Source organism: Streptomyces roseicoloratus, from assembly GCF_004117935.1.
Taxonomy (GTDB): Bacteria; Actinomycetota; Actinomycetes; order Streptomycetales; family Streptomycetaceae; genus Streptomyces; species Streptomyces roseicoloratus.
In genome coordinates this window covers 118,648-130,075 of record NZ_SDOY01000108.1, presented here as the reverse complement: position 1 = coordinate 130,075, position 11,428 = coordinate 118,648, and the positions used below count along the sequence as shown (strand labels likewise).

Sequence of the window (11,428 nt, the reverse complement as noted above, 5' to 3'; positions counted from 1 at the left end):
TATTGAGCCGGAACTGATGGGTTTCCTACTGGATCGTGTAGCGGACGTGGCGGGCGGCGAAGTAGCCGCAGACGATGTGGGGTTGCTTCTGGCGTCGCCGCAGGAAGCGGCGGGTCTCGTGGGCGAGGTCGTCGGCTGAGGTGGCTCGGGCCGCGTGGACGTGGTGCTTCAGATCGGCGTTCAACAGCTCGTCGGGATTCAGCTCGGGGCTGTATCCGGGCATCAGATGCAGTTCGACGCGCTCGGCGTTCTCGGCGAGCCAGGCCCGGACGGCTCTGCTGCGGTGGACCGGATGCCGGTCGGCGATCACGTGGACCTTGCGCCCGGCGTGCCGGGCGAGGCGGTCGAGGAACGCGCAGAACACCTGTGAGGTGAACTTGCCGGGAAAGACGGTGAACCACAGCGCCCCGCGGGAGGCGACGGCCGACATGACGTTGACCCTGAAACGGCGCCCGTTCACCCGCACCAGCGGGGTCTGCCCAGCCGGAGCCCACGAGCGTCCCGGCGGGGCAGTGTCCGAGCGCAGACCGCACTGATCAGCCCAGACCAGCTCGGCCTTCTCCCCGCTCGCCCGGGCCCGGATCGCCGGATACTCCTCCTGAAGCCACCGGCTGACCTCGTCGCCCTTCTGCCGGTAGGAGCGGCGGGCGGGCCGCTGCGGGGTGAAGCCGTGCCGGCGCAGCCACTTGCCCACACCCCGATCGGTCATCGACACCCCGCACACCAACCGGATGAGAGTCCGCACCGAGGCCCGGGTCCACATCACCCCGCTCTGCCCGAGGTCGGCCGGCGTGTAATCACGCATCGCCTGCAAGACCGCCCCACGGCCGGACTCGTCGATCAACTCACCCTTGCCTGCCCGAGGTTCACGCGCCGCCGCGAGCAGTGCCCGCCTCCCACCGGCGCGGCTGGCCCGCCACCACGTGCCCACCGACCGCTCGGAGACCCCGAACATCTCCGCCGCCTGGCCGTACGTCCGGACCCGCCCCGACTCCAGCGCGCTCACCACCCGCAACCGCAGATCCTCCTGCGCAGCGGGCGGCAGACGCCGCATATCCCCACCCTCGATCACACCCGATCAACGAGCAGGCAACCCATCAGTTCCGGCTCAATACCTCAACCGACCCCAGAGTGGGCTCCATCTTCCTCTGGAGTGTGGTTACCCAGGGTGAACACCTCCATAGCCCGACGTTGCGAGAACACCGTGAGGCCGGAGAGGAGACGGCACTGCTCACCCTGGCCGCTGCCCGGTACGACTCGACAGATCTTCATGACTCGAGATTGCGGCTGTTGCAGCGACTGCGTCGCTATGCCTGCCTGCTCGCCCAGGCCTGCGACCAGCAATCCGCACTGAGAGTGTCCGTGGACGAGGTCGCTGCCTTGGAGGGCTCCAGCTATGAGGTACTTGAGGCCCGGTTGGACTGATCATCGAACCGGAGGCAGGCTGTTGGGCGCCACGGCCTGTGTCTGTTAGTCCGCGACGCGGACCGCGCGTGCCGGGCGGATGGAGGCGGCGCGGCGGGCAGGGCCGACGGTGGCCAGAAGGGAAGCGGCGAAGGTGGCCGCGGCCAGGCCGACGATGCTGGTCCATTCGATGGGGAAGCCGCCTTCGAGGCCTGTGAACGCTGCGCTGTTGGCGTACATGAGCCAGGTCGTGAGCACTCCGAGAAGCGATCCGAGCACGATTCCCTCGATGGCGACGAAGGTGCTCTCCCAGAGGAAGGACCGCTGGACGGTCCGAGCTCGGAAGCCGAGGGCCCGCAGGATGCCGATGGTGCGGCGGCGTTCGCGTACGGCCCGGACCATGACGACGCCGAGTCCGGTGATGCCCACACCGAGACCGAGGGCGAGGAAGCCCTGCATGAGGCGGAAGAACGCGGTGCTGGAGTCGAACTGGTGGCGGATCTCGGATGCGATCGGGGTGGCGACCAGGCTGGACGACAGCTGCTCGCCCTGCAGCTGGGTCGCCAGGGTGTCGGAGGAGGTGCCCGGGCTCGTGCTGACGAGGGCGGAGGCGTTCTGGGCCTGGTCGCCGAACAGTTCGCGGATGCCGTGTTCTCCCATGACCACGGGGTACGTGGTCGAACTGGCGCCGGTGCCCGGGTAGAAGACCATCCCGTTGCTGAGCACGCCGGCGATGACTTTCTGCTCGCTGCGGCCGGTCTGTGGGTCGGTAACGGTGAGCGTGTCGCCGGGGTCGTAGTAGTCGCCGGCCGGGCCGCCGGTGCTGCCGAAGAACCCGTCGATGACGACGTAACGAGGATCGGTGGCGAGCGCGCGCCACACCGCAGGGTCGTCGGGCAGGTCGCTCAGCCGCTCGCGGAAGGTGATGCCGGTGATCGCACCGTCCGGCACGCCCACGGCCGCGACGTCCAGCGGCTGGGTGCTGCGGTGCCCCGGGTCCGTGGCCCGCCCGGTGGCGTTGAGCAGCGGTGTGACGGCGGAGATCCCGGCGGCCGAAGGGCCGTTCCGCAGCTCGGTGATGAGCTGCTCGCCCGCCACCTGAGGGTTGTAGTCGAGGCGGAGGGAGTAGCCGGCGGTGGCGTCGGCGACGACTCCGTCGACTCCGGCGCGGAGAATGCCCGAGATCTCGGTCAGCAGGACGAGAACGAACACGATCAGCGTGTACATCACCAGCGTCGCACCCGTACGGAACCGTTTCGCCAGGGGATAGGCCACCGCGAGCCGGGTCGCGAGTCCCGCCTCCGAGGGGCGCTCGAGGAGCCGCCGCACGGGACGGAGCAGCACCTTTTGGTTGTCGCTGACGAGCACCACCGCGGAGAAGGCCGCCAGGGCGCCCTGGATGACGTACACGGACATCGAGGGCGTGTCGAAGATCCGAGGGCGTACGACCGGTGCCAGCAGGGTCCACGCAAGGACGGTTCCGGCTACGAGCGTCGTGACCGTGTGCCGGGGGAGGAAGCGAAGCAGCGCCGGAGTCGCGAAGGCGAGGGCGAGCGCCGGCATGAGGTAGGTCGCGTCGGGTTGGCTGCGTGCCACCGCCGGAACGGCCACGACCGCGCACAGGACCGCCAGCGCGGAGGACACGACGAGCAGTCGGCGACGCGGCTCCCGTCCGGGCGTCGTGGGGAGGTCGCGGATGGCGGCGATGATGTTGAACCTGCTGATGCGCACACTGGTCGCGAGGATCGCGGCGAAGGCGATGAGCAGCCCCATGGCCAGGCCGTTGAGAACGCTGGTGGGCGTGACGGCGAAGGCGATCCGGATGCTGCTGCCGCCGACCGACCAGCCGCTGAAGATCTCCGCGGCCACCACGGCGACGCCCCAGCCGACGGCGACCCCGATGGCCACGCCGGGCAGGGCCGAGAGCAGTGCGTAGGCGGCTCCTTCGACGGTGAACGACGCGACCAGGCGTGAGCGCTTCATCCCGATCGCCCGCACCATGCCCATCTGCGACTTCCGCTCCTCGCCCAGCATGACGAAGATGTTCACGAGCAGCAGAGCGCCCGCGATGATGCTGAAGCTGCCGATCATCAGGAACAGCGCGCCGAGGGAGTCGCCGGCTTGCTCGGCCTCGCGCAGCACGCTGTGCTTCGGCGTCTCGATCGCCGTCTGGCCCGCGAGCGGCCCCAGGGCCTTCCGCATGTCCGAGGTGACCTGCGGCGTCAGGGCGTCGCCGCTCTCGACGCCGCCGCGGTTGGAGACGAAGGTGACCGAGCGCGGCTCGGCGCCGGCGGCACGGGCGGCGGAGTCCAGCGTGCCGGGCGCCAGGAAGGCGTCGCGGTTGAGCCTGCCGCCCAGGCCCACACCGGCCAGGCCCTGCTCCGGCACCACGCGGTCCACCCGGTAGGTGTACGGGGTCCCGAACAGGTAGAGAGTGATCGGCTCCCCGGCTCCCACACGCAGCGACTTCGCCAGCGGCGTGTTGATCACGACCTGGCCGGGCTTCGGGTCTGGTCTGTCGATCCCGGACTCTCCGCCTGCTGCGCCGAAGCCGGACGCCTTGTCGAAGTCCATCTGCCAGGCCAGGACGCGCGGTTCGGCGACCGTCCGGTCGCCGGAGCGCGAAACGGCCGATGCCTGCGTGGCCTGAGCGTTCAGTACGCCGTCGACCTCGGGATCGTCGCTCAGGACGGCCAGCCGCTCGGCGACCGCGCGTCCGCCGGGGCCGGGCGGTGCGACGACGCGCTCGTCCACGGGGCCCAGGGTCCGGTACGCCTCTTGGCGTACGGAGAAGTTCAGGGTGTCGCCGACGACCAGAGCCCCGATGATGATGGCCGTTCCGAGTACCGATCCACCGATCACCAGCGCGGCCTCGGTGCGCCGGCGGGCGAGCTGGCGGAAGGCCAGTCGGCGTGAGACCGGCTGCCGGACGGCGACCAGGACGAGTGCCACCAGGGCGAGCGCGAGGGCGATGAGCAGCGGGGCCAGCAGGTTCGGATACATCATCAGTCCCGGGACATGTCGCTGACCGAGTCCGTGGCGGCTGAGTCCGTGGCCGGGACGCGCTGCCGGAAGTCGTCGACCAGCCGCCCGTCGCGCATCCGGATCAGTCGGGGGACGCGTGCGCCGATGGCGGCGTCGTGCGTGACCAGGACGATGGTCTGGCCCTCGTCCCGGTTGAGTGCGCACAGCAGGTCCATGACCTGGTCGGCCATGGCGCTGTCGAGGTTGCCGGTGGGCTCGTCCGCCCACACGATGGCGGGTCGCCCGGCCAGGGCGCGAGCGATGGTCACCCGCTGCTGTTCACCGCCGGACATCTCGCTGGGACGGTGCTCGACGCGGTGGGCGAGGCCGACCCGGTCGAGCATGGCCAGCGCCCTGCGCCGCGCTTCGCGCGGCTGCGTGCCGACGAGCAACAGAGGGAGCTCGACGTTCTCCACCGCGGAGAAGACCGGGATGAGGTTGAACGACTGGAAGACGAAGCCCATCGTGCGGGCCCGGTGCTCTGTACGTGCGGCGTCTGACATCGCGAAGAGGTCGTGGCCGTCGATCTCCACCCGGCCGCCGTCGATGCCGTCGAGCCCGGACAGACAGTTCAGCAAGGTGGTCTTCCCGGACCCGGAGGGACCCATGACCGCCACGAGCTCTCCATGGCGCACGACGAGATCCAGGTCGTCCAGGGCCGTGACCGCCACCGAGCCCGTCCGGTAGATCTTGCGGACTCCCGTGGCGACCAGGCGAGGTCGGTCGCTGTTCATGCCTTCCATACCAATCCCGGGAGGAACGGACGGCTACGGCCATCCGGGCCCGTGTAGGGGGACAACCGGCCCCATCCGGAGCGGAAGGCGAGGTCACGCATCCGCGGTGACACGCGCACGTCGCCGGACGACCGTGCAGGTCAGAGCACCCGCGATCACCGCGGTGACGGCCAGGAGGACGAAACCCCAGGTGTAATCGTGTACGACGCTGTCGACCGCCCCCATCACGAGGGGCGGGAAGAAACCGCCGAGACCGCCCGCCGCCCCGACCACACCCGTCACCGAGCCGACCCGCTCGGCGGGAACGAGACGTGCGACGAGGGCGAAGACCGCCCCGGACCCGGCTCCCAGGCCTGCGGCCATGCCGAGGAAGGCCGCCGTTCCGACCGGGACCAGCTCCGCCTCGAACGAGGCGACAAGCGCGCACACGGCGACGAGTCCGTACGAGCCCGTCAGCACGGGGACGGGATGGGCCCGGTCCGAAAGCCAGCCGCCCACGGGCCGCATGGCGACCGCGAGGACGACGAAGCCGGCGGTCCGCAGCGCCGCGTCGGAGCGGCTGAGCTCGTAGGCCCGGGTCAGGTAGGTCGGCAGGTAGACGCTGAAGGCGACGAACCCGCCGAAGGACACGGCGTACAGAAACGCCAGATGCCAGGTCGAGGGTGTGCGCACGGCCGCCGCGGTGCGTGACCACAGGGACCCCGTTGCCGTCGCGCGCCCCGGACGGTCGCGCAACAGGAACCAGGCCACCACGGCGTACACGGCGAGGAGGCCGGCCACGAGATCGAAGGGGAAGGCGCGCCCGACGGCGTCGGTCAGTTGGACGGTGGTGAACGCCGACAGGGCGGTGCCGCCGGTCCCGATGCCGAAGATCCCGAGTGCGACGCCTCTGCGCGCCGGCGGATACCAGGCGTTGACGAAGGGGACGCCGACGGCGAAGGCCGTGCCCCCGAGCCCGAGCAGGAATCCGCCCGCGAGGAACTGTGCCAACGAGTCGGCCAGGTGCCCCAGGTACAGCACCGGCAGAATCGTCAGCGCCGCGACGAGAGGGAACACCCGGCGGGCTCCCCAGCGGTCCGTCAGCGCTCCGGCCGGGATGCGGCCGAGCGCGCCGACGACCACCGGTACGGCGACCACCAGGGACTGCTCGAAGGAACTGAGACCGAGGTCGTCCCGCAGCCGAGGGCCGAGCGGCGCGAGGAGGGCCCAGGCCCAGAAACAGAGGGTGAACCCGGCGGTGGCCAGGAGCAGCATCTGCCACGGTCGGGGGGCAGCGTCCGTCGGGGGTGGTCTCCCGGTACTCCGGATCATGGTGCCTCCTGGCAACAGCCCGCGTCGTCGGCGCGGAGCTCTGCTCGTTTCCCACCTTTGGCGAGCCGGGGCCCTGCTCCCAGGGGCCACTCGTCCCCTTCCGTGCCCGACCGGCCCTCGCAGGGGACCGGTCGGCCCCTGTGCACGGTGCCCCGGCCGGGGCACCGTGGGGGTGTGCAGGCCCCACTGGCAGCAGGGACGTCCTGCACGAGCCGGTCCGGCCGTCGGGAGCGTGAGTGGACATGATGTTCTGGTACGGGAACGGCATGAACGGATGGGGCTGGTTCGCCATGTCGGCAGGGATGGTCCTGTTCTGGGGCCTCTTGATCACTGCCGTTGTGTTGATCTTCCGGACGTTGGACCGTGCCGCGGGTCGTCCTGCGCGGCAGGGCCCGGCGGCGCCCGAGCAGATCCTCGGCGAGCGGCTGGCCCGCGGTGAGATCGACGAGGAGGAGTACCGCCGGCGGCTGAGCGCCCTGCGGAGCGGGGAGCCGTGACTTCCGCCGCCCGACGTCGCCGGGATGCGGGCGTGGTCGCACCCGGTCACGCTGGGACCATGGCCGGTCGGTTGCCCGCGGAGCCGGGCGGACACCGCGACGCGTTCCGTGCGCTCACCGCACGGCACGCAGCGCATGGTGGTTCGCTGCCGGCCAGGCTGGAGCGGGCCAGGGCGACAACCGCCGACGGGCCCGACGAATGGGCGCCCCAGGTCGCGGCGGCAGCCGGACTGCCTGCCGCCGCGGGGCTCGGTCCCGCCACGTACTTCGCCGATCTTGCCGCCCCGCGCGGCGAGCGGCACGTGCGCGTGTGCACCGCGACGGCGTGCTTCGCCGCCCGCGGCGGACGGCATGCGCGGGAGGTGGAGGAGGCGCTCGGCGTGACAGCCGGGAACGTCTCCGCCGACGGCCGCGCTTCGCTGCAGGGGGTGCGCTGCCTCGGCTACTGCTATGCGGGCCCCGCCGCCCTCGACGGAACCCGGCCTCGGGCCGGGTCCGATCTCGCCGACCAGCTCGCCGGCCGTACGGAGCCCCGCGAACCCGGCATCCCTGTCGCCGACACCACCGGCGCACCGGTGCTGCTCGCCGGCATCGTGAACGGAGAGTCCGCCTGGGACATCTGGCGGCGTGCGCGGGACCGCTTGCGCCCTGACGACGTGCTTGAAGAGGTGGCGGCCTCCGGGCTGCGCGGGCGGGGCGGCGCCGGGTTTCCGGTGGCGGACAAGTGGCGGGCCGTGTCGGGCAGGGCGGGTGCCGTCGTCGTCGCCAACGGGGACGAGGGTGACCCCGGCTCGTACGCCGACCGGCTGTTGATGGAGGAGGACCCCGAGCGGGTCCTCGCCGGGCTCGCCCTGGCCTGCGTCGCCTGCGGCGCACGGCGCGGGGTCGTCCTCGTGCGCTCCGAGTACCCGACGGCGATGGCCCGGCTGCGACGCGCGGTGGAGGCCGCGACAGCGGAGGGAGACCTCGCTCCCTCGGCGGATGCCGCCGGGCCCCGGCCGTTCGTCGAGATCGTCGAAGGGGCCGGCTCCTACGTCGCGGGCGAGGAGACCGCGCTCATCGCCCGCCTGGAGGGCGCCCGCGGTGTGGCGCGCCCGCGGCCCCCGTACCCGACCGACCACGGCCTGTGGGACGCGCCCACGGCGGTCAACAACGTGGAGACGCTCGCCTCCGTCCCCTGGATCGTCGAGCACGGCGGACCGGCCTACGCACGGCGCGGCGCTCAGGGCGAGACCGGCACGAAACTGGTCTGTCTGTCCGAGAGGTTCGCCCGCCCCGGCGCGTACGAGGTCGAACTCGGCATGCCCGTGCAGGACATCGTCAGCCGGTACGGTGGCGGTCTCAAGGACGGTCGCGAGCTCGTCGCCCTCCAGATCGGCGGCCCCCTCGGCGGCTTCCTCGCCTCCGACGCACTGGACACCGCGCTCACCAGCCAGGCGCTCGTGGACCGCGGCGCCGCACTCGGACATGCGGGGATGGTCGCCTTCGACGCGGACACGGACCCAGTCGAACTACTCCGCCACATCTGGGAATTCGCCGCCGAAGAGAGTTGCGGGGCCTGCTCGCCGTGCCGCGTCGGCACCAGGCGTGGTCTCTCCATCGCCCGTGCCGGCGGCCCGCCCGGGGAGACGTACGAGCGGATGGCCCGCCTGATGACCGAGGCGAGCCTGTGCGCCTTCGGCCGCCGTGTCCCCTTCGCCGTCCGCAGCCTCGCCCGCGCCTACGGCACAGCCCTGGCGGGGTGGGACCGATGACACGCCTCCAGGTCGACGGTCGCACGGTCGAACTGCCTGCCGGAGCGACGCTGCTCGACGCGGCACGGGCCGCCGGCGCCGAGCTGCCCACGCTCTGCCACGACGACCGCCTCCGTTCGGCCGGCTCCTGCCGGACCTGCCTCGTCCAAGCCGACGGGCGGACCGTCGCGGCCTGCGTCACCCCCGCCACACCGGGCATGACGGTGGACGCCTCCGGCGAAGAGGTACGGAACCTGCGCCGGGACGCCGTCGCCCTCATCGCCTCGGCGCTCCCGCCGCATGCGCTCGCGGACGACGCTCCCAGCGAACTCGCGGAAATGTGCCGGACGTTGAGCATCGAGCCCGACATCGCCGGGACACCCCTGACACCCCTGCGCGGGCGCGACGACACGCACCCGTACGTCCATCTCGACCGGGATCTGTGCATCGCCTGTGGACGCTGCGTCCGCATGTGCTCCGACGTGCAGGGAACCTTCGCGCTGACCCTTACCGGCCGCGGCGCCGACACGGTCGTCGCCCCCGGCACGGGCGGTGCATGGGCCGACTCCGACTGCGTGGCCTGTGGCGGCTGCGTCGACACGTGCCCCACGGGCGCGATCACCCAGCCCGGGCCCGGTCAGGGCTTCACCTCCCGGCAGCCGGATCCCGACCGGGTCCGCACCACGTGCGGGTACTGTGGTGTCGGCTGCGCCCTCGACGTCGTCGTCCGCGACGATCGGGTCGCGGCCGTGCTTCCTGCCCCGGACGGGCCGGTCAACCGGGGGCACGCTTGCGTAAAGGGCCGTTTCTCGTACGGGTACCTCACCTCGGCCGAACGCCTCACCGAACCCTTGGTCCGCCGCAACGGAGCCCTGACACCCGTGAGCTGGGACGAGGCGATCGGCGTCGTCGCGGACGGACTGCGCGCCGCCGTCGAGCAGGGCGGGCCCGACGCGGTCGCCGCGATCTCCTCGGCCCGCGCCACCAACGAGGAGAACTACCTCGTACAGAAGTTCCTGCGGACCGTGATCGGCACCAACAACGTCGACAACTGCTCCCGCCTGTGCCACGCACCCTCCGCGGCCGGACTCACAGCGTCCTTCGGGAGGGCGGGCGGCACCGATCCCTTCGACGACGTCGAGACCGCTGACTGCTTCCTCGTCGTCGGCGCCAACCCCGTCGAAGCCCACCCGGTCGTCGGCGCCCGACTCCTCCAACGGGCACTCGGCGGTGCCGCCCTGATCGTGGCGGACCCACGAGCCGTCGGTCTCGCCCGGCACGCCGACCTCCATCTGCGCCCCCGGCCCGGCACCAACGTCGCCCTCTTCCACGGCCTCGCCCACGTCCTGATCGCCGAGGGTCTGACCGACCCCGACTTCCTCCGTGATCGCGCCACCGGACTCGACGAACTCACCACGCTCCTGACCGACTACCCGCCCACACGCGTCGCCGAGATCACCGGTGTCCCGGCCGAGGACGTCACCGCCGCCGCCCGGCTCTACGGCCGGGCCGAACGCCCCGCCGTCATCTACGGACTCGGCGTCACCGAACACCTCCATGGCACCGACGGCGTACGCACCCTGGCCAACCTGCCCATCCTGCGCGGCGCGGTCGGCGGCACCGGACACGGATTCGGCATCAGCCCGCTCCGCGGCCAGAACAACGTTCAGGGCGCGTCGGACATGGGCGCGCTGCCGGACCTCCTGCCCGGCTACCGCCGCGTCACCGACCCCGAAGCCCGCGCCCGCGCAGAGGCGGTGTGGGGTCGGCCGGTCCCGCCGACGCCCGGGCTGCGCATCCCTGAGATGTTCACGGCCGCCCGAGAGAGCCGGCTACGGGCCCTGTGGGTCATCGGCGAGGACGTGTGTGCCACCGACCCGGACAGCCGGCGCGTTGCCGAGGCCCTCGACGCCTGCCCGCTGGTCGTCGTCAATGAACTGTTCCTCAGTGAGACCGCCCGGCACGCGGACGTCGTCCTGCCCGTGGCCTCGTGGCTGGAGAAGGACGGGACCTTCGTCAACTTCGACCGCCGGTTCCAGCGTGTACGCGCCGCCGTCCGGCCGCCCGGTATGGCCCGCACCGACTTCGACGTCATCCAGGCCGTCGCCGCCGCGATGGGCTCCGACCTCGGCTGCCGCACGCCTGCCGATGCGCTCTCCGAGTGCGGGCGGGCGGCCCCCGTCTTCGCCGGCCTCTCGCACGCCCGCCTCGACCGTGAGGGCGCTGTGCCCTGGCCGTGCTCCTCGCCGGACCGAGCCGGCGAAGCCACCCTGTACGCCGAGGAATTCGCGACCCCGGACGGCCGCGCCCATCTCTCCGCCGCCCCCTACCTGCCGCCCGGCGAGGAACCGGACGCCGACTACCCGCTCCTCCTTGTCACGGGGCGCCGCTGGGCCCACTACAACTCCGGCAGCATGACCCGGCGCGGTGGAAACCTCCTGCTCGACGCCCGCGGGCTGCTGGACCTGCATCCCGAGGACGCGGCTCGGTACGGGGTGCGAGACGGCGCCCCCGTCACCGTCGACAGCCGCCACGGGCAGGCGCGGCTGATCGCCCGAGTCGGCCCTGACCTCGCCCCCGGTCAGGTCTTCTGCGCGTTCCACTTCCCGGACGAGGGCGTCAACTCCCTCACGTCGGAGCACGCCGACGCCGTGACCTCGTGCCCGGAGTACAAGGTCACGGCGGTACGGCTGCGGCCCACCGTGCCGGAGGACTGAACCGGCCC

The 11,428-nt window shown here is 71.9% G+C and carries 7 protein-coding genes; 3 read left to right on the top strand and 4 right to left on the bottom strand.

Annotation, left to right across the window (positions count from 1 at the left end):
* Nucleotides 1-25 precede the first annotated feature (25 nt).
* The 4 genes from ESG85_RS12490 to ESG85_RS12475 form a co-directional block, all read right to left on the bottom strand.
* Entirely contained in the window at nt 26-1,054 is a 1,029-nt protein-coding gene (locus ESG85_RS12490; RefSeq protein ID WP_128978155.1) for an IS630 family transposase, read from the bottom strand.
* A gap of 416 nt (nt 1,055-1,470) precedes the next feature.
* The gene (locus tag ESG85_RS12485) at nt 1,471-4,410 is read right to left on the bottom strand and encodes an ABC transporter permease (RefSeq protein ID WP_128978491.1); all 2,940 of its coding nucleotides are present in this window, start codon (nt 4,408-4,410) and stop codon (nt 1,471-1,473) included.
* The gene (locus ESG85_RS12480) at nt 4,410-5,162 is read right to left on the bottom strand and encodes an ABC transporter ATP-binding protein (protein ID WP_128978489.1); all 753 of its coding nucleotides are present in this window, start codon (nt 5,160-5,162) and stop codon (nt 4,410-4,412) included. Before ESG85_RS12480 ends, ESG85_RS12485 begins: the two co-directional genes overlap by 1 nt.
* Nucleotides 5,163-5,255: 93 nt before the next feature.
* Nucleotides 5,256-6,473 carry an MFS transporter gene (locus tag ESG85_RS12475; RefSeq protein ID WP_128978487.1) on the bottom strand — a complete coding sequence of 406 codons (1,218 nt, stop codon included), beginning with the start codon at nt 6,471-6,473 and terminating at the stop codon, nt 5,256-5,258.
* Between the two features lie 242 nt (nt 6,474-6,715).
* Between ESG85_RS12475 and ESG85_RS12470 the strand changes: the two genes are divergently transcribed.
* Genes ESG85_RS12470 through fdhF form a run of 3 tightly spaced genes read left to right on the top strand, consistent with a single transcriptional unit; the run spans nt 6,716 to nt 11,420 of the window.
* Complete coding sequence (locus ESG85_RS12470) at nt 6,716-6,970, top strand: SHOCT domain-containing protein (protein ID WP_128978526.1); 255 nt, start codon at nt 6,716-6,718, stop codon at nt 6,968-6,970.
* 59 nt (nt 6,971-7,029) lie between these two features.
* The gene (locus ESG85_RS12465; RefSeq protein WP_128978485.1) at nt 7,030-8,724 is read left to right on the top strand and encodes an NAD(P)H-dependent oxidoreductase subunit E; all 1,695 of its coding nucleotides are present in this window, start codon (nt 7,030-7,032) and stop codon (nt 8,722-8,724) included.
* Nucleotides 8,721-11,420, top strand: a complete 2,700-nt coding sequence (gene fdhF, locus ESG85_RS12460; protein ID WP_128978483.1) for a formate dehydrogenase subunit alpha — start codon at nt 8,721-8,723, stop codon at nt 11,418-11,420. The genes ESG85_RS12465 and fdhF overlap by 4 nt, the downstream gene beginning before the upstream one ends.
* Nucleotides 11,421-11,428: the final 8 nt, after the last annotated feature.